The organism is Pseudomonas sp. GW821-FHT09E12 (genome assembly GCF_059416085.1).
Genome location: NZ_JBWKOM010000009.1, coordinates 146,055 through 164,077 on the forward strand (window position 1 = coordinate 146,055; position 18,023 = coordinate 164,077).

Genomic DNA, 18,023 nt, shown 5'->3' on the forward strand with positions numbered 1-18,023 from the left:
CTCCGCTAAACGAATGATTATTATTTTTGGAACTTGATTCCAAAAAATATACGGAGTCGAATAGTCGGCAGCAAGGCGAGGGCAGGATCATCTGCGCCGTGCCGAGGTTTTTATGGGCGGTTATCGAACGAGGCCGCGGTGTGTTTCCCCATTGCGCCGGTTGTCACTAGAATCGGCCAAATTTCGTCTGGACCCGACCATGGCCGGCAGTCAAATCGAGCGCGTCTTCAGCGTTCTGGAAAGTCTTACCAGCGACCCTCGCGGCCTGCCGATGCAGACCCTGGCCGAGCAGCTGGGCATCCCCAAAAGCGCCACCCACCGGCTGTTGGCGGAGCTGATCCGCCTGGGTTATGTGCGCCAGAACCCGGACAACCTGCGCTATCACCTGTCGACCAAGCTGGTGGCCATGGGCTTTCGCTACCTGTCCAGCAGCGGCGCGGATATCGTCCAGCCGGTGCTCGACCGGCTGGCCCAGGAAACCGGCGAGCTGGTGCGCCTCGGGGTGATCGAGGACGAGCGCCAGACCTGGATCGCCAAGTCCCAGGGCGCCCGTTCCGGGTTGCGCTACGACCCCGACATGGGCCGCGAGGCGCCGTTGTTCTATACCGCTTCCGGGCATGCCTGGCTGGCCTGCTTGAGCGATGCTGAGGCGTTATCGCTGGTGGAGCGCCAGGCCGCCGAGATCCCCGCGGACCTGGGCCCTAACGCGCCGCGCTCGAACATCGAACTGCTCGAACGCCTGCGCCTGGCCCGGGAACAGGGCTACGCCTGGGTCGAGGAAAGTTCGGCGGTGGGCACCTCGGCGGTGGCCGCGGTGGTGCGTCATCCGGTCGACGGCCGGGTGGTCGGAGTGCTGAGCATCGCCGGCCCCAGCGCGCGCATGCCGCTGGCGCGCCTGCATGAACTGGCGCCGCTGCTGTTGAAGTTCACCGACGAACTCTCGGCCGCCAGCCAGGCCTCCGAACTCTTCAGCTGAGCCTGTAGCCGCTGGCGCAGCCTGCGATCGGCTCCGCAGGAGCCGCAAAACCGTTCACTGCGGTGTGGCAGGCTCAACACGGTCGCCTGTTTTACGGCCGCTGCGCGCCCGATCGCAGCCTCGCGGGGCTCGGCAGCGGCTACAGGGTTTCCTCCGTTTTCTGTAGCCGCTGGCGCAGCCTGCGATCGGCTCCGCAGGAGCCGCAAAACCGCTCACCACGGGTGGGACAGGCTGAGCGCGGTCGCCGGTTTTGCGGCCGCTGCGCGCCCGATCGCAGCCTCGCGGGGCTCGGCAGCGGCTACAGGGTTTCCTCGTGTTCTGTAGCCGCTGGCGCAGCCTGCGATAAGCCCGGGCCACGCTGGTCGTAGGGCCTTCACGATCTCAAGCCTTAAAGCTGTTCGTTGATCGGACACTATTTCGTTTTGCTCTTGTGTGAAAGTGGAACCGAGTTCTAAATATTTGAAATCTCACGTTCCCATAACAATCACAAGAGGATCCCGCCTTGGACTCGCCTTTGCGCATTGCCCTGATCGGCGCCGGCAACATGGGCCAGCAGCATTACCAGCACCTCAAGACCCTCACCGAGGCCAGGCTCTGCGCCGTGGCCGATCCCGGTACGCTAGCCGCCGGGATCGCCGCGCAGTGGCAGGTGCCGTATTACCCCGACCATGGACTGATGCTCGAACAGGCCCGCCCCGACGCCGTGATAGTCGCCAACCCGAACAACCTGCACGTCGGCACCGCCCTGGATTGCCTGGCGGCCGGGGTGCCGGTGCTGCTGGAGAAACCGGTTGGCGTGCACCTGGATGAAGCGCGCGAACTGGTGGCCGCGGTGAAAGCCAGCGGCGTCCCGGTGCTGGTCGGGCATCACCGGCGCCACAATCCGCTGATCGTTCGCGCCCATGCGCTGGTGCGGGGCGGGGCATTGGGCCGGCTGACCACGGTCACCGCGCTCTGGCAGTTGCAGAAGCCCGACAGCTATTTCGAGATTCCCTGGCGCCGCGAACCCGGGGCCGGGATGCTGCTGACCAACCTGATTCACGACCTCGACCTGCTGCGTCATCTGTGCGGCGAGGTGCATCAGGTGCAGGCCGTCACCAGCAACGCGGTGCGTGGTTTTGCCAACGAGGATTGCGCCGCCGTCCTGCTGCAATTCGCCAACGGTGCCCTGGGCAGCCTGACCGGTTCCGACGCCGTGGCGGCGCCCTGGAGCTGGGAGCTGGATTCCGGCGAAAACCCGGTATACCCGCGCCAGGCCGACCAGCCGTGCTACCTGCTGGCTGGCACCGCTGGCGCCCTGAGCATTCCGCAGCTCAAGCGCTGGCAGTACGCCGAGGCCGGCGCCGGCTGGCATCAGCCGTTGCTGGCGGTCGAGGAACCTTTCACCGCCGCCGAGGCCCTGCGCCTGCAGTTGCAGCATTTCGTCAAAGTGGCGCGACGCGAGGTCGAGCCGCTGGTCAGCGTGGCCGATGCGGCGCGGACCCTGGCGCTGATCGAGGCGATCCGCGAAGCGGCGGTGACCGGTCGGGCCTGTGCCCCGGCGCTGATCGAGGGATGAGCATGAGCGAACGTATTCTGTCCCTGGCCAGCCTCACGGTGCTGGAAATTTCACCGCCGCAGATGGTCGAGGTGGCGGCCCGTGCCGGTTACAGCCACGTCGGTTTGCGCCTGGTACCGGCGACGCCACAGGAGCATCACTTTGCCCTGGTGGCCGATGCCGAGCTGCGCCGACAGACCCTGAGCCGCCTGCGCGACACCGGCGTCGGCGTGCTGGATGTGGAGATCCTGCGGCTCGAACCGCACACCCGGGTGGCGGATTTCGAAGCGGTGCTGGCGGTCGGCGCGGAGTTCGGCGCCAGCGAGCTGCTGGTGGCCGGCAACGACCCCGACGAGGGGCGCATGACCGAGCGCTTCGCCGAACTGTGCGACCTGGCGTCGATCTACGGCCTGCACCCGCACCTGGAGTTCATGCCCTGGACCGATGCACGCAACCTGGAACAGGCGCTGCGGGTGGTGGAGAACGCCGGCCGCGACAACGCCGGCGTGCTGGTGGATGCATTCCACTTCGATCGCTCGGCCTCGCGCCTGGAGGACTTGGCAAAGGTCGCGCCGTCACGGCTGCGTTATGCCCAGCTGTGCGACGTGGCCGGCCCGCGACCGGACGATATGCAGGAGATCCTGCGCCAGGCCCGCAACGAGCGGCGTTTCCCCGGGGATGGCGATTGCGACCTGGCGGGGCTCTTGCATTGTCTGCCGGCCAACCTGCCGTTGAGCCTGGAGATCCCCACGGTGAAATTGCTCGAACAGGGTGTCGGCGCCCTGGAGCGGGCGCAAATGGCCCTGGACAAGACCCGGGCGTTGTTGGCCCGGCTTTAGCGGGTAGCAGGTGTGACCCTTTTCGCGGGCAAGCCTCGCTCCTACGGACGCCGCGTCTGTAGGAGCGAGGCTTGCCCGCGAAGCTGTTTTCTACAAACAAACCCTATCTTGAGAGACTCCGCGGATGACCCTCAGTACACCCCTTTCCGGTGTCAACCAGCCCTTCAAGGGCATCCTGCTGGTCGTCGTGGCGACCTTCCTGTTCGCCAGCCACGACGCCCTGTCGAAATACCTCTCGGGGTTCTATCCGATCGTGATGGTGGTCTGGGCCCGCTACCTGGTTCATACCCTGCTGATGGCCGGGATCTTCCTGCCGCAATCGGGCCTGCGGGTGTTGCGCACCAAGCGGCCGTTGCTGCAACTGGCGCGGGCCTTGTGCCTGCTCGGCACCAGCCTGCTGTTCACCTCGGCGCTGCTGTTTATCCCGCTGGCCGAAGCCACGGCGGTCAACTTCCTGGCGCCGGTGCTGGTCACCGCGCTGTCGGTGCCGCTGCTGGGCGAGCGGGTCACGAAGGGCCAGTGGCTGGCGGTGATCTGCGGTTTTATCGGGGTGCTGATCATCGTTCACCCGGGTGGCGACCTGTTCACCCCAGCGGTGCTGCTGCCTTTCTGCTCGGCACTGTTTTTCTGCTTTTACCAACTGCTGACCCGCAAGCTCGCCGAGCACGACAGCCCGACCACCAGCAACTTCTTCGCCGGCCTGTGCAACACCCTGGTGATGAGCGCGCTGGTGCCGTTCTTCTGGCAGGTGCCGGGCTTTGTCCATGGCGCGCTGATGCTGGCGCTGGGGGCCTGCGGCATGACCGCCCACCTGTTCCTGACCCAGGCCTTCCGCCATGCGGCGCCGGCGCTGTTGGCACCGTTCGGCTATTGCCAGATCGTCTTCGCCGGATTGCTGGGCTGGCTGTTGTTCAGCCATACGCCGCAGCCAATCACCCAGCTGGGCATCGCGGTGATCTGCCTCAGCGGCCTGGCGGCTGCCTGGCAACAGCGGCGGCGCTGAGTGGCGTTGGCAACGGGAGGACAGCCGGTATCGACTGAGAGAAGGGGGGAGAAAAAAGCAGGCCCGGAACCGGGCCTGCGAGAGGAAAGCGTCAGTCTTCTATTTTTGGAATCTTGCGTGGGGCCATGAAGTACATCCAGGTCAGGGCAATGAAGTACATCGCCGGGATCAGGGTGAACAGCACGGTGTAGTTGTTGTTGGTGACGGTCAGGATATGGCCCACCAGCTGGGTCATGAACATGCCGCCGATGGCCGCGCACATGCCGCCGAAACCGAACACCGTGCTCATCATGTGCTTGGGCGTGTAGTCCATCACCAGGCTCCAGATGTTGGCGGTCCAGGCCTGGTGCGCGCCGATGGCCAGGGAGATGGCGAACACCGCCAGCCACAGGTTGCTGGCCCCGGCGGCCATGACCACGCCGACGATGCAGCAGGCGAACAGCAGCATGGACATCAGGCGCGCCTTGATCGGGTTGACCCCGCGGCCGATCAGGAACGACGAGAGGATGCCGCCGCCGACGCTGCCGAAGTCGGCGGTCAGGTAGATGATGATCAGCGGGATGCCCATCTGGGTCACGTTAATGCCCAGGTTGTACTGCTGGTTGAGGAACGGCGGCAGCCAGTACAGGTAGAACCAGAACACCGGCGCGGTGATCGAGTAGGCCAGGGCGAAAGCCCAGGTGCCGCGCATACGCAGGATGCGCGAGAAAGGCACGCGGGCCTGTTCCGGTTCGACTTCTTTCTGGATGTACTCGAGCTCGGACTGTTTGACGCTCGGGTGATCTTCCGGGTTGAAGTACTTCAGGCCCCAGAACAGCAGCCAGATGCCGCCCAGCGCAGCCATGCACAGGAATGCCGCCTGCCAGCCCCAGGCATGCAGGATCAACGGCAGCAGCATCGGCGTGAACATGGCGCCGACGTTGGTCCCGGCGTTGAAGATGCCGGTGGCCACGGCGCGTTCGCCGGCCGGGAACCACAGGCGTGTGGTCTTCACGCAGGCCGGGTAGTTGGCGGCCTCGGTCAGCCCGAGGATAAAGCGGCAGACCATGAAGCCCGCGGCCGAAGTGGCCAGGCCGTGAGCGCCGGTGGCCAGGCTCCACAACAGCACGGCGAAGAAGAACACGCGCTTGACGCCGACCCGGTCGATCAACCGTCCTTGCAGGACGAAACCGACGGCGTAGCCGACCTGGAACCAGAAGTTGATGTTGGCGTAGTCCATCGCCGTCCAGCTCATTTCCTTGGCCAGGATCGGCTGCATCACACCCAGGGCGGCGCGGTCGATGTAGTTCAGGGTGGTGGCGAAGAACACCAGGGCGAGCATGCCCCAGCGGGTCTTGCCGACCGCCATGGCGCCGCGGATCTTGTCGCCGATGCCGCCGGAGGCGGTGCCGAGGCTCGGGGCCATGCGGGAGCTTTGAGAAGGAATCATGTGTGCCATCCGTTCAATGACTGACGAGGGACAACTCGTCGGGACTCAAGGGCGCGTGATCGATTGTCGACTGTGCGGACGGACCGCGGATGAACTCGATGATCGATCGGCTGAGTGCTTTGGTCGACGCGCGTCGGGCGCGGCGGTGGAAAGCGGGTTGGTCAGCGTGCGGGCATGGTCAGCCCAGGGGCCGTAGTGCGTCCGTCTGAAGGCGGCTGTTGGAGGTCTGGCCGGGTGAGGGCCAGAGGGCCAGACAGAGAGGTGTGGCGTTGAGTGCAAGCATGAGGGTGTACCCGATTTTTGAAATTTTTATGGTGTGTTCTGGGTCTTGGACGATTGAAGCCGGCGCTTAGGTGCCGGCTCAATGTGCTGTCGATGGTGCGCAGCGGACGAAAAATCGTCAATTCGCCAACGGCCATTTTGTTCGATAATCGCACGAAAAACTAACTGGTTCGTACACTTTGAATTGCTGTCTGTACTGCCCGGCTCAATAATCCGCCCCATCCAATAACAAACGTACCTGTAGCCGCTGCCGCAGGCTGCGATCGCCCGCGAAGCGGGCGCGGGATCTTCAGTGCGCTGGAGGACCTGCGGCAGCGGCCACAGGCACGGCGCCCGATCTGTGGTCATTACCGGGAGTTGAAACATGCAGCGCTCCATTGCCACCGTCTCCTTGAGCGGTACCCTGCCGGAAAAACTCGAAGCCATTGCCGCCGCCGGTTTCGACGGTGTGGAGATTTTCGAGAACGACCTGCTCTACTACGACGGCAGCCCTCGGGAAATCCGCCAGATGTGCGCAGACCTGGGCATCGCCATCACCCTGTTCCAGCCTTTTCGCGATTTCGAAGGCTGCCGCCGCGACCGCCTGCAACGCAACCTGGAACGCGCCGAGCGCAAGTTCGACCTGATGCAGGAACTGGGCACCGACCTGGTGCTGGTGTGCAGCAATGCCGCGGCCGACAGCGTCGGCGATCGGCAGATCCTGGTGGACGACCTGCGCCTGCTGGCCGAGCGCGCTGGCAGCCGTGGCCTGCGGATCGGCTACGAAGCCCTGGCCTGGGGCCGGCACGTCAATACTTATCAACAGGTCTGGGACATCGTCCGTGAGGCCGACCATCCGAGCCTGGGCGTGCTGCTCGACAGCTTCCACACCTTGTCGCTCAAGGGCGACCCGGCGGCGATCGCCGAGATTCCCGGGGACAAGATATTCTTCGTGCAGATGGCCGACGCGCCGATCCTGGCCATGGACGTGCTGGAGTGGAGCCGGCATTTTCGCTGCTTCCCGGGGCAGGGCGATTTCGACCTGCCGGGGTTCCTCGCGCCGATCATCAAGAGCGGCTACACCGGGCCTTTGTCCCTGGAGATCTTCAACGACGGTTTCCGCGCCGCGCCACCCCGGGCCAACGCCGCGGACGGCCTGCGCTCGCTGCTGTACCTCGAGGAGAAAACCCGCCAGCGCCTGGCGCAGGAAGCCACGCCGGTGGCCAATATCGATACGCTGTTCGCGCCGCCGCCGGCCAGTGAATATGGCGGCACCGAGTTTCTCGAGTTCGCCGTGGACGAAGCGCTGGGCGCCAAGCTTGGCGGCTGGCTGGAACGCCTGGGGTTCGCCAGGGCCGGCCAGCACCGCTCGAAGAATGTCAGCCTGATGCGCCAGGGCGATATCAACCTGATCCTCAACTCCGAGCCTTATTCCTTTGCCCACAGCTTCTTCGAAGCCCACGGCCCCTCGGTGTGCGCCACGGCGATCCGGGTCAAGGACAGCGCCAAGGCGCTGGAGCGCGCAGTGGCCTACAAGGGCCAGCCGTACCGCGGCTTGGTGGGCCCCAACGAACTGGAACTGGCCTCCGTACGCGAGCTGGATGGCAGCCTGATCTACCTGGTGGACCAGGAGCAGGGCGGGAACCTGTACGACACCGATTTCAATATGCTCCCCGGCGTGGTGGCCAAGGGCGGCCTCAAGCGCATCGACCACATGGCCATGGCGTTGCCGGCCGACAGCCTCGACAGCTGGGTGCTGTTCTACAAGAGCCTGCTGGACTTCACCGCCGACGACGAAGTGGTGCTGCCCGACCCCTACGGCCTGGTGAAGAGCCGGGCGCTGCGCAGCCGTTGCAGCACCATTCGTTTGCCGCTGAACATTTCCGAGAACCGCAAGACCGCGATCTCCCATGCGCTGTCCAGTTACGGCGGCTCGGGCGTGCATCACATCGCCTTCGATTGCGACGATATCTTTGCCGAAGTCAGCCGGGCCAAGGAGGCGGGCGTGCCGCTGCTGGATATCCCGCTCAACTACTACGACGACCTGGCGGCGCGCTTCGATTTCGACGACGAGTTCCTCAGCGAACTGGCCTACTACAACGTGCTCTACGACCGTGACACCCAGGGTGGCGAGCTGTTCCATGTCTACACCGAGCCGTTCGAGGGGCGCTTCTTCTTCGAGATCATCCAGCGCAAGAATGGCTATGTCGGGTATGGCGCGGCGAACGTCGCGGTACGCCTGGCGGCCATGGCCAAGTCGCGCAGTGGCGGGGTGCGGCACGCGAAGTTGTAGGAGTTTCGTAACGGCGGCGGCAAAGGGCCGCCGTCCTGCTTTCCTTCGCTGCGCGAGGCGGCCCATAATCGCCCGCGTGTGCAGCGATGGCCGTGAGCCCCAGAATGACAATGACCACAGAACTCTCCGTAGCGCCCGAGCAGCCCGTGATCGAGCCACGCAAGAGTCGCAAGAACAACCCGGAAAAGACCCGCGAGAACATTCTGCAAGAAGCCATTGTGGAGTTCGTGCAGCAGGGCCTGTCCGGTGCTCGGGTGGATGCCATCGCCGAGCGCATCCACACCTCCAAGCGCATGATCTATTACTACTTCGGCAGCAAGGAGCAGCTGTACGTCGAGGTGCTGGAGAAGCTCTACGGCGATATCCGCAACACCGAAAGCCGCCTGCACCTGGCGGAGCTGGCGCCGCGCGAGGCGATTCGCCGGCTGGTGGAGTTCACCTTCGATCACCACGACCGCAACGTCGATTTCGTGCGCATCGTCAGCATCGAGAACATCCATAACGCCGAATACGTGAAGCGCTCCGAAGCGATCAAGGCGATGAACAACACCATCCTGCATGCCCTGGGCGAGATCCTCCGGCGCGGGGCCGACGAGGGCGTGTTCCGCGCCGGCCTGGACCCACTGGACGTGCATTTGCTGATCAGTTCGTTCTGCTTCTACCGCGTGTCCAACCGTCACACGTTCGGCGAGATCTTCCAGATCGACCTGCCCGACGAAGCGATCAAGCAGCGCCACCGCGAGATGATCTGCGAGTCGGTGCTGCGCTACTTGCAGGCCTGATCGCCTAGAGGGTTGAACCTCGTTGCCGGTCGATCAGCCGGCACAAGGTTTCAACCGCATCCGGCATTGACTCCGCCCGGGTATTGCCAAAGCCCATCAGCAAGCCCGGGCGTGATCCGCCCTGGGCACCCACGAAAAAACCTGACAGCGGCGCGACGCCGATCTTCCGGACATGGGCGGCGGCCGCGATCGCCTGGTCGTCGAGCCCATCGGGCAGTTCGGCGAGCAGGTGCAATCCGCTGGCGCTGCTGGCTACCGTCATGCGCTCGCTGCCGGCGTTGTGAATGGCCGCCAGCAAGGCGGCGCGACGCTGCGCATAAACCGCCTGGCTACGACGGATGTGGCTGCCGAGGTGGCCATTGCCGATGAACTCCGCCGCCGTCGCCTGGAGCGACAAAGGCACGCGGTGGCCGCTGCCATTGCGCACGTTGCGCAACACCTCCACCACCGCCTCGGGGGCGACCAGGAACCCCAGGCGCAGGCCCGGCGCCAGCAGCTTGCTCAAGGTCCCGACATAAATGACCCGCCCCTGATGGCCGTCCAGGGCCTTGAGCGCCGGGGTTGGCGCGCCGCCGTAGCGAAACTCGCTGTCGTAATCGTCTTCGAGGATGAAGGCATCGGCATCGTGGGCCCATTGCAGCAAGGCCAGGCGTCGCGCCAGGCTCATGCCGACCCCCAGGGGATACTGATGCGAAGGCGATACCAGGGCGAGCCGCGCATCGGGCGCGAGCCGGCGGCCGGCCTGCACATCCAGGCCTTCTGCATCCACCGGAACGCCCACGGCCTGCACACCGGCCAGCAGCACGCTGCGGTAGGCCGCATCGTAGCCGGGGTTTTCGACCCAGACCCGCTCTCCCAGGTCGGTGAGCGCCAGGGTGGCAATCGACACCGCCGCCTGGGCACCGGGAGTAATCACGATGTGACTGGCCTGGCACACCACTCCGCGTGCCGCGCCGAGGTACGCCGCCAGGGCTTCGCGCAATGGCAGGAAACCCTGCGGGTCGCCGTAGGACAGGTCGGGAAGTGGCCGGCGTCGCCAGAAGCGGCCTTCCAGGCGCCCCCACAGCGCATAGGGAAAGGCATCCAGCGCCGGCAGGCCCGGGGTCAGCGGCCAGGCGGCCCGGGCCACGGACATCGAGTCGGTCCCCGTCAGCGCCCGGGTGGAGCCGACGGGGGCCTCTGTCCGGGCGGGCGGCGAGGCCGTTTGCTCGGCGATCCGTGCCATGACGTAGGTCCCCGAACCTGTCCGGGCCTCGAGGAATCCCTCGGCGATCAACTGCCCATAGACCTCGGTCACGGTCATGCGCGATAGCCCCAATTGTGTCGCCAGCACGCGTGAAGCCGGCAGGCGGATCCCGGCCTTGACGCTGCCGTCGGCGATGCCTTTGCGCAGGAACAGCAGCAATTGCTCGCGCAAGGACAAGTGGCCGTCCTTGGCCAGTTGCAGACGGTTCCAGATGGGATAGGCGGTTTTGCGGGTTTTCATCGGGGGCCTGTGGATCGCCGGTCGGCGGCAGCTGGAAAAGTGGTCTGGGATATTGATCGAAAGTGGATATTTTATACAGGCCATTACCTGCGGATACTCCCTCGCCTTGCCAACACAGCCAGAGGGTTTCCCCGATGAAAACCGCCAGCATCAGAATCACTGACCTGCTGCATCCAAGCGTTGCCGCGCTGATCTCGGTCATCGTCAATTACGGGGGAACCTTCATTCTGGTTTTCCAGGGGGCCAAGGCGGCCGGGCTGAGCCCGGAGCAGACCGCCTCGTGGATCTGGTCGATCTCGATCGGCGTCGGCCTGACCGGCGCCTGGCTGAGTTATCGCTACCGCGAGCCGATCATTACCGCCTGGTCGACACCGGGCGCGGCCTTCCTGATCGCGGTACTGCCGAGTACGCCTTACCCGGAAATGATCGGCGCCTTCATGCTGTCGGCTGCCGGCTTCGTGGTGCTGGGCATGTCGGGTTATTTCGAGCGGCTGGTGAAGCTGATCCCGCCGGGGATCGCGGCGGGCCTGCTGGCGGGCATTCTGTTGCGCTTCGGGATTGGCGCTTTCGACGGCGCAGGGGGCGATCCTTTGCTGGTGGGCGCGCTGCTGCTCAGCTATGTGCTGCTACGGCGCTTTACCGCGCGTTATGCGATTGTCGGGGTGTTGCTGATTGGCATTGTGCTGTTGCTCGGGTTGGGGCAGGTCAGTTTCGCCAGCCTCGAACTCAAGCCGGCCCTGCCGGTGCTGACTGTGCCGGTGTTCTCGCTGAATGCGCTGCTGAGCGTGGCCCTGCCGTTGTTCCTGATCACCCTGACCGGCCAGTACATGCCCGGCATGCTGGTGCTGCGCAACGATGGGTTCAAGACCAGTGCCAATCCGATTCTCACCGCGACCGGCCTGGGCTCCTTGCTGATGGCGCCGTTCGGTTCCCATGCGTTCAATGTCGCCGCCATTACCGCCGCCATCTGCACGGGAAAGGAGGCGCATGAAGAACCGGCCAAGCGTTATCTGGCCGGGCTCGCGTGTGGGGTGTTCTACCTGCTGGTGGGGATCTTCGGCAGCACCCTGGCGGCGCTGTTCGTGGTCCTGCCGGCGACCTTTATCACCACCCTGGCGGGCCTGGCCCTGCTGGGGGCGATCGGCGGCAACCTCGCCACCGCGCTGGTCGAGCCGAGTGGCCGGGAAACCGCCTTGATCACCTTCCTGGCGACCGCCGCCAATATCACCTTGTTCGGGTTGGGCGGCGCATTCTGGGGCTTGCTGGCGGGGTTGCTGGCGCACGGCGTGATGCACGGACGGCTGCGGCCAGCTGGTCGTCATGAACGCGCCTAGTCGCCATGCATGGCCGCGGGGGAGTGTGGCAGGTACCTGTCGAGAGCGGAGCCGATCACAGCCCCGCACTGACCTGGTCAGGCGCTGTCAGCCATTCATGCTCTGGAAATGCGCGAGCATGCGCTGGGCATCCGGCGCCACGCCGCTGAACAGCTCGAACGCCTTCACCGCCTGAAACACCGCCATGTTGCCGCCGTCCAGGGTGCGGCAACCGAGGGCTCGGGCGTTGCGCAGCAGCTCGGTTTCCAGGGGGAAGTAGACGATCTCCGCGACCCATAATCCGGGGCGCAGCAACTCGACCGGTACCGGAATGCCCGGCAGCTTGGCCATGCCCACGGGTGTGGTGTTCACCAGGCCGTCGGCGGCAGCCAGGGTGGCGGGCAGGTCGACGCCGGCCTTGGCCCGGCCGGGGCCGAAATGCTGGTTGAGGTTATCCGCCAGGCTCTGGGCGCGGGCACTTTCCACATCGAAGATATGCAACTGTTGCACGCCTTCGCTGAGCAGCGCATGGGCCACCGCGGCACCGGCACCGCCGGCGCCCATCTGCACCACGCGCGCCAGGGCCACGCCTTGCAAGCCGCGGCGCAAACCTTCGGCAAAACCCAGGCAATCGGTGTTGTGGCCGATGCGCTTGCCATCCTTGAGCACCACGGTGTTCACCGCACCGATGCCGCGGGCTTCCGGCGACAGCTCGTCGAGCAGCGGGATGATGCTTTGCTTGCACGGGAAGGTGATATTCAACCCGGTGAAGTTCATGCGCTCGGCGGCCAGTAGCAGGTCGGGCAGGGCGTTGCTGTCGAGTTGCAGCTGGTCCAGGTCGATCAGCCGGTACAGATAACGCAGGCCCTGGGCGTCGCCTTCGTGCTCATGCAGCGCCGGGGTGCGCGAGGCCTGGATGCCGGCGCCGATCAGTCCGGCCAGTACGGTGTTCTGCTGGGTCATGCCTGGGCTCCTTGAAAGCGCTGGCTGAAATGCGCCAGTGCCAGGCGATAGCCATGGCTGCCAAAGCCGCACATTACTGCCAGGGCGATGCCCGAGACAAAGGAATGATGGCGGAACGGTTCGCGGGCGTGGACGTTCGACAGGTGCACTTCGATCACCGGCAACTCGCTGGCCACCAGGGCATCGCGGATCGCCACCGAGGTGTGGGTCCAGGCCGCCGGGTTGATCACGATCCCGGCGCAACGGCCACGGGCGCCGTGAATCCAGTCCAGCAGTTCGCCTTCGTGGTTGGTCTGGCGAAACTCCACGGTCAGGCCGAACTCCTCGGCGGCACGCCCGCACAGGGCGGAAATGTCGGCCAGGGTCTCGTGACCATAGGTGGCGGGTTCGCGGGTGCCGAGCAGGTTCAGGTTCGGGCCGTTGAGCACCAGAACGATAGGGCGCATGGGGGGAATTCTCCGTTGTTATTGTGGGCGTGGCTTGAGCGGCCAGCGGCTGGGGCTAAATTGTACTAACTGGTTAATTTGGTCAATGAGCCGGGGGACAGCCCCGAAATAATGGTTCGATAATCGAACACTACCCGGATGAGCGGAGAAGTTCTTTCACCTTCTCGGCAGAGGATGCGTACTCATATCAATTGAAAATAATTCTTAGTAAGCCGTAAGATGCCGGCCAATTTCCTTCAAGTTCCAGGGAGTCGGTTTGTCGGACGTGGATCTCAAGGGGCTGTTTCTCAAGCATGCCGCTACCTTGCGTGGGTACCTGGCGCGCAAGGTACGGGACCCGCAGTTGGCCGCTGATCTGGTGCAGGAGAGTTTCCTGCGGCTGGCCGAACAGACGCGCGGCGAGCGCATCGACAATTCCCAGGGTTATCTCTACCGCACGGCGAACAATCTGCTGATCGACCATGTCCGTCAGGAGGCGCGGCGCAAGACCGACACCGTGCCCCATGAAGCCCTGGCCGAGATCGAAGACGAGCAGGCCGGTCTGGAGGCTCAGGCGATGGCGCAGCAACAGCGCAAGGCATTGAAGCAGGCCATTCTGGAGTTGCCGCCGCGCACTCAGGAGATCTTCCGCTTGAACCGGATCGAAGGCATGACCCACGCCGAAGTGGCCAGGCATCTGGAGATTTCCGACAGCTCGGTGCAGAAACACCTGTCCAGGGCCCTGGCCCATGTGATGCAGCGCCTGGCTACCGGCGGTCGGGCGGCCGACGAGTGAGTTACGGTAAAACCCGGGGTCAGTCGTCACTGCTTATATATAACGAGAAATCGAGATTCACACGTGAATAGCCAGGGTCCGCAAGAGCGCAGTATCACTGAGGCCGCCGCCGACTGGGCGGTGCGTTTGCATGCCGGTGGACTGAGCGCCGCCGAGCAGGCCGAGCTGGAGCAATGGCAAGCGCGGGACCCGCGCCACGCCCCGGCGCTGGCGTTTGCCCGGCGGACCTGGGACGCGCTGGGTGAGCTGCGCCTGGAGCCGGAACTGGCGCAACCGCGTCGCGCGCCCGCCGCCAGGGCCACGGCGGTTCAGCGGCCGCGCCGCCGGCGTTTCCTGCCACGGGCGGCCAGCGCGGCGGTGCTGGTGCTGGCTGTCGCGCTCGGCTGGTGGCAAGGGCCGCACGCCTTGCTGCGGATGCAGGCCGACTACCTCACCGGCAAAGGCGAAGTGCGCACCGTGCACCTGGCCGACGGCAGTACCGTGGAGCTGGATTCGTCCAGCGCCATTCGCCTCAATTTCAACCAGGCCCAGCGCCAGGTGCATTTGCTCGCCGGCTCCGCGGTGTTCGACGTGGCGCCCATGGGCGGCGAGGAGTCCCGCCCTTTTGTGGTCGAGAGTGCCGGCGGGCAGACCCGCGCCCTGGGCACGCGCTTCGTGGTGGGGCGTGAAAGCAGCCAGCAGGTTTGGGTCGGCGTGCTGCAACACAGCGTTGCCGTAAGCCTGGATGCGCCGGCGCAGCAGGGCGCTTCCGAGCGGGTCCTGCAGGAAGGGCAGAGCGCCCGCTACAACCCGCTGTCGGGAGTGGTCACTCTGGATGGCCTGGATCTGCAACGGGCCACGAGCTGGCGGCGTGGCGTGCTGGTGTTCGATCGCCAGCCGCTGGCGCTGGTGATCGAACAGCTCAATCGTTATCGCCCCGGCCGGGTGGTATTGGGTAACGAAGCCCTGGCCCAGCGTCAGGTCAGCGGCGTGTTCCGCCTGGACATGCTCGACACTGCCCTGGCCACCCTGACCCGGGAACTGCAGGTGCGGCACTTCGATCTGGCCGGCGTCAGCCTGATTTACTGAGGCCTGGCGCCGCCGCTTTCCTCCCCGTGAAAAATAGTTGGAAAAAACCTTACTGAGTTTTCCTGCCTGGCACGTCTAGCTAATTGAGATGCATTCGCATCAATAAAAAGCAGCCAGCGCAGGAATACGGATATGAGGGTAAGCAGTCGCACTGGAGTTCATGCCGCAAGCCGGTTGGCCCTGGCTATTCATCTGGGCGCCGCGGGGCTGCTGCTCGATGCCGGGTTGGCGCATGCGGCGCAGGGGGCCGCGGTTGCCGGTGCCGAGCAGCAAAGCCGCCTGATGTTCGACATTCCTGCCCAGGCCCTGGACAGCGCCGTGCTGGCCTTCGCCGAACAGGCCGGGCTGCAAGTGCTGTTCGACAGCCAGCGCCTCAAGGGCCTGCACAGTTCGCCGCTCAAGGGCAGCTACAGCGTCCAGGAAGGGTTGGCGCGGCTGCTGGGCAACGCGCCGGTGGAATACCGCTTCACCGGCGACAGCCAGGTCACCCTGAACCGCGTCGCCGCCGAGCACCAGGGGGCCTTGGCCCTGGCCACCACCACCGTGTCCGGCAACCTCGAAGGGCGCAAAGGCGACTGGGTCTACAGCGCGCCGCGTTCGGTGAGCGTCGTCAGCCGTGAGCAAATCGACCGCAATCCGCCCCGGCACGCGGCGGACATGCTGGAAGAAACCAGCGGCGTGTATTCGGCGGTCAGCCAGCAGGACCCCGGCCTGTCGGTGAACATCCGCGGCATCCAGGATTACGGGCGGGTCAACATGGCGGTCGACGGCATGCGCCAGAACTACCAGCAGAGCGGCCACCAGCAACGCAACGGCACCCTGTATGTCGACCCCGAGCTGCTCTCCGAGGTGGTGATCGAGAAGGGCGCGACCTCCAGCATGGGCGGTGCCGGGGTGATCGGCGGGATCGCCAATTTCCGCACCCTGGAAGCCCGCGACCTGATCAAGCCGGGCGAGGAAATGGGCGGGCGCATCCGCCTGACCAGCGGCCTGGGCGGGCGCAGCAACGGCACGCATTTTATCGGCAGTTCGGCCTTCGCCATCGGCACTGAAGTCTGGGACATGCTGGTCGCCGCCAGCGAGCGGCACCTGGGCGACTACGACCCGGGAACCCGCGGCAGCATCGGCGAACTGCGCACCGGCGGCTGGCGGGACCCTTCGATCAACGACCGGGTGAAGAACTCGCCGGTGGCCTATTCCGCTTCGGTGATGCGCTCGCGCCTGGCCAAGCTCGGGCTGAACCTGCCCCAGGACCAGCGCCTGCAGTTCAGCTACCTGACCACCCAGGTGTCCTACGACGACGCCAACATGCTCAACACCGAAAAGGATCAGCTGTGGGAGAAGCTGGGCAGCAGCGATGTGCGCTCGCAGAACTTCGCCCTCGACTACAGCTACACCCCGGACAACCCGCTGGTGGACTTCAAGGCCAAGCTCTATTACGTCGACAATCGCAACGACCAGAGCACCCTGCAACGGGGCATCACTCCCGGATATTCGATCACCTACCAGACCGACACCTACGGCGCCCAGGCGCAGAACACCTCGACCTTCGCCCTCGGCGAGCTGTCGACGCTCAAGGCCAACTACGGCCTGGAGTTCTTCTACGACAAGGTGCGCCCGGACTCCAGCCAGCCGGTGGCGAGCGGTTCGGCGGTGAACGCCCCGGCCTCGGAAGGCATGACGCCCAAGGGCGACCGCGCCCTCGGCAGCCTGTTCGCGCGCCTGGACTACGACTACGACGGCTGGCTGAACCTGAACGCCGGGTTGCGCTACGACCGTTACCGGCTGCGCGGCGATACCGGGATCAATACCCGCACCTTCATTCTCGGCACCACCCGGCAAACCACGGTGCCGATCGACTATGACGTGGACACCGAGGAAGGGCGTTTCTCGCCGACCTTCGGCCTGTCGATCAAGCCCGGCGTGGACTGGCTGCAACTGTTCGCCAGCTACGGCAAGGGCTGGCGTCCGCCGGCGATCACCGAGACCCTGATCACCGGCCGGCCCCACGGCGGTGGCGCCGAAAGCATGTACCCCAACCCCTTCCTGCGCCCGGAGCGTTCCACCACCTGGGAAGCCGGGGTCAATGTGTTCAAGGAAAACCTGTGGTTCGACGAGGACCGGCTGGGGATCAAGGTCGCGTACTTCGACACCCGCGTCGAAGACTTCATCTTCATGAACATGGGCGTGCAGCCCCCCGGCTACGGCATGGCCGGGATCGGCAACAGCGCCTACGTCAACAACCTGCAGGACACCCGCTTCAAGGGTGTGGAGTACCAGCTCGACTACGACGCCGGGCGCGCCTACGGGCAGCTGGCCTACACCCACATGATCGGCAGCAACGACTTCTGCTCGAAGACCGCGTGGCTGGGCGGGGTGACCCAGACCGTAAAGAACAGCACGGCCGGACGCGCCCCGGTGGTCGGCATGCGCCCGGACGCACAGGCCAATAGCGCCAGCCATTGCAGCGCGATCCTCGGTTCGGCCGAACACATGCCGATGGACCGCGGCACCTTGACCCTGGGCGCGCGCTTCTTCGAGCGCAAGCTGGATATCGGCGCCCGGGCCCGCTACAGCGCGGGCTACTCGGAAGGCGGCAGCAACACCCGTACCACCACCAGCGTCTACCCCGCGGACTGGAAGTCCTACACCGTTTACGACCTGTACGGCAGCTACCGCGCCACCGAAGAACTGACCCTGCGCCTGGCGATGGAGAACGTCACCGACCGCGCCTACCTGGTGCCCATGGGCGACGTGCTGGCTTTCACCCTGGGGCGTGGCCGCACCTTGCAGGGCACCCTCGAATATCAGTTCTGACCGCTTTTGCCCAGAGAAGGGCAAAACCGTAGTGG

14 protein-coding genes are annotated in these 18,023 nt (G+C 65.2%); 10 read left to right on the plus strand and 4 right to left on the minus strand.

Annotated elements, in window-relative coordinates; all coding sequences use genetic code 11:
* Positions 1–199: 199 nt before the first annotated feature.
* The 4 genes from AC07PQ_RS24785 to AC07PQ_RS24800 all read left to right on the plus strand — a co-directional run bounded on the left by AC07PQ_RS24785 (position 200) and on the right by AC07PQ_RS24800 (position 4,355).
* Positions 200–976 carry an IclR family transcriptional regulator gene (locus AC07PQ_RS24785; RefSeq protein ID WP_007928890.1) on the plus strand — a complete coding sequence of 259 codons (777 nt, stop codon included), beginning with the start codon at positions 200–202 and terminating at the stop codon, positions 974–976.
* A 502-nt stretch (positions 977–1,478) separates the two neighbouring features.
* Complete coding sequence (locus AC07PQ_RS24790; RefSeq protein WP_493186549.1) at positions 1,479–2,534, plus strand: Gfo/Idh/MocA family protein; 1,056 nt, start codon at positions 1,479–1,481, stop codon at positions 2,532–2,534.
* Between the two features lie 2 nt (positions 2,535–2,536).
* Positions 2,537–3,352 (plus strand): sugar phosphate isomerase/epimerase family protein, encoded by an 816-nt coding sequence (locus tag AC07PQ_RS24795; protein ID WP_007928886.1) that lies wholly within the window; start codon positions 2,537–2,539, stop codon positions 3,350–3,352.
* Between the two features lie 124 nt (positions 3,353–3,476).
* Positions 3,477–4,355 (plus strand): DMT family transporter, encoded by an 879-nt coding sequence (locus AC07PQ_RS24800; RefSeq protein ID WP_493186548.1) that lies wholly within the window; start codon positions 3,477–3,479, stop codon positions 4,353–4,355.
* A 91-nt stretch (positions 4,356–4,446) separates the two neighbouring features.
* Here the strand turns inward: AC07PQ_RS24800 and AC07PQ_RS24805 are convergent, their stop codons facing one another.
* Complete coding sequence (locus AC07PQ_RS24805) at positions 4,447–5,784, minus strand: MFS transporter (protein WP_007928884.1); 1,338 nt, start codon at positions 5,782–5,784, stop codon at positions 4,447–4,449.
* A 646-nt stretch (positions 5,785–6,430) separates the two neighbouring features.
* On the opposite strand from AC07PQ_RS24805, the gene quiC reads away from it, so the two are divergent.
* Together quiC and AC07PQ_RS24815 are read left to right on the plus strand one after the other, a co-directional pair.
* Positions 6,431–8,338 carry a 3-dehydroshikimate dehydratase QuiC gene (gene quiC, locus AC07PQ_RS24810; protein ID WP_493186547.1) on the plus strand — a complete coding sequence of 636 codons (1,908 nt, stop codon included), beginning with the start codon at positions 6,431–6,433 and terminating at the stop codon, positions 8,336–8,338.
* A gap of 104 nt (positions 8,339–8,442) precedes the next feature.
* The gene (locus AC07PQ_RS24815; protein WP_007928882.1) at positions 8,443–9,120 is read left to right on the plus strand and encodes a TetR/AcrR family transcriptional regulator; all 678 of its coding nucleotides are present in this window, start codon (positions 8,443–8,445) and stop codon (positions 9,118–9,120) included.
* A 4-nt stretch (positions 9,121–9,124) separates the two neighbouring features.
* Here the strand turns inward: AC07PQ_RS24815 and pdxR are convergent, their stop codons facing one another.
* Entirely contained in the window at positions 9,125–10,606 is a 1,482-nt protein-coding gene (gene pdxR, locus AC07PQ_RS24820; RefSeq protein ID WP_493186546.1) for a MocR-like pyridoxine biosynthesis transcription factor PdxR, read from the minus strand.
* A 134-nt stretch (positions 10,607–10,740) separates the two neighbouring features.
* On the opposite strand from pdxR, the gene AC07PQ_RS24825 reads away from it, so the two are divergent.
* A complete protein-coding gene (locus AC07PQ_RS24825; RefSeq protein ID WP_493186545.1) occupies positions 10,741–11,940 on the plus strand; it encodes a benzoate/H(+) symporter BenE family transporter in 1,200 nt (399 codons plus the stop codon).
* An 87-nt stretch (positions 11,941–12,027) separates the two neighbouring features.
* Here AC07PQ_RS24825 and AC07PQ_RS24830 read toward each other — a convergent pair whose 3' ends face one another.
* Both AC07PQ_RS24830 and aroQ read right to left on the minus strand, forming a co-directional pair.
* Positions 12,028–12,882, minus strand: coding sequence for a shikimate dehydrogenase (locus AC07PQ_RS24830; RefSeq protein ID WP_493186544.1), 855 nt, complete (start codon positions 12,880–12,882; stop codon positions 12,028–12,030).
* Entirely contained in the window at positions 12,879–13,328 is a 450-nt protein-coding gene (aroQ, locus tag AC07PQ_RS24835; protein WP_007928871.1) for a type II 3-dehydroquinate dehydratase, read from the minus strand. Before aroQ ends, AC07PQ_RS24830 begins: the two co-directional genes overlap by 4 nt.
* A gap of 256 nt (positions 13,329–13,584) precedes the next feature.
* Here aroQ and AC07PQ_RS24840 point away from each other — a divergent pair, with 256 nt between their 5' ends.
* The 3 genes from AC07PQ_RS24840 (at position 13,585) to AC07PQ_RS24850 (ending at position 17,988) form a co-directional block, all read left to right on the plus strand.
* Entirely contained in the window at positions 13,585–14,103 is a 519-nt protein-coding gene (locus AC07PQ_RS24840; RefSeq protein ID WP_007928868.1) for an RNA polymerase sigma factor, read from the plus strand.
* 63 nt (positions 14,104–14,166) lie between these two features.
* Positions 14,167–15,171 carry a FecR family protein gene (locus AC07PQ_RS24845; RefSeq protein ID WP_493186543.1) on the plus strand — a complete coding sequence of 335 codons (1,005 nt, stop codon included), beginning with the start codon at positions 14,167–14,169 and terminating at the stop codon, positions 15,169–15,171.
* A gap of 132 nt (positions 15,172–15,303) precedes the next feature.
* Positions 15,304–17,988, plus strand: coding sequence for a TonB-dependent receptor (locus tag AC07PQ_RS24850; protein WP_493186542.1), 2,685 nt, complete (start codon positions 15,304–15,306; stop codon positions 17,986–17,988).
* The last annotated feature ends 35 nt before the right edge of the window (positions 17,989–18,023 follow it).

What these genes read in the sequence shown, in the direction of transcription:
- AC07PQ_RS24805 (WP_007928884.1), bottom strand. Translation starts at nt 5,784, where the DNA reads ATGATTCCTTCTCAAAGCTCCCGCATGGCCCCGAGCCTCGGCACCGCC.
- quiC (WP_493186547.1), top strand. Translation starts at nt 6,431, where the DNA reads ATGCAGCGCTCCATTGCCACCGTCTCCTTGAGCGGTACCCTGCCGGAA.
- AC07PQ_RS24795 (WP_007928886.1), top strand. Translation starts at nt 2,537, where the DNA reads ATGAGCGAACGTATTCTGTCCCTGGCCAGCCTCACGGTGCTGGAAATT.
- AC07PQ_RS24830 (WP_493186544.1), bottom strand. Translation starts at nt 12,882, where the DNA reads ATGACCCAGCAGAACACCGTACTGGCCGGACTGATCGGCGCCGGCATC.
- AC07PQ_RS24825 (WP_493186545.1), top strand. Translation starts at nt 10,741, where the DNA reads ATGAAAACCGCCAGCATCAGAATCACTGACCTGCTGCATCCAAGCGTT.
- AC07PQ_RS24785 (WP_007928890.1), top strand. Translation starts at nt 200, where the DNA reads ATGGCCGGCAGTCAAATCGAGCGCGTCTTCAGCGTTCTGGAAAGTCTT.
- pdxR (WP_493186546.1), bottom strand. Translation starts at nt 10,606, where the DNA reads ATGAAAACCCGCAAAACCGCCTATCCCATCTGGAACCGTCTGCAACTG.
- AC07PQ_RS24850 (WP_493186542.1), top strand. Translation starts at nt 15,304, where the DNA reads ATGAGGGTAAGCAGTCGCACTGGAGTTCATGCCGCAAGCCGGTTGGCC.
- aroQ (WP_007928871.1), bottom strand. Translation starts at nt 13,328, where the DNA reads ATGCGCCCTATCGTTCTGGTGCTCAACGGCCCGAACCTGAACCTGCTC.
- AC07PQ_RS24800 (WP_493186548.1), top strand. Translation starts at nt 3,477, where the DNA reads ATGACCCTCAGTACACCCCTTTCCGGTGTCAACCAGCCCTTCAAGGGC.
- AC07PQ_RS24815 (WP_007928882.1), top strand. Translation starts at nt 8,443, where the DNA reads ATGACAATGACCACAGAACTCTCCGTAGCGCCCGAGCAGCCCGTGATC.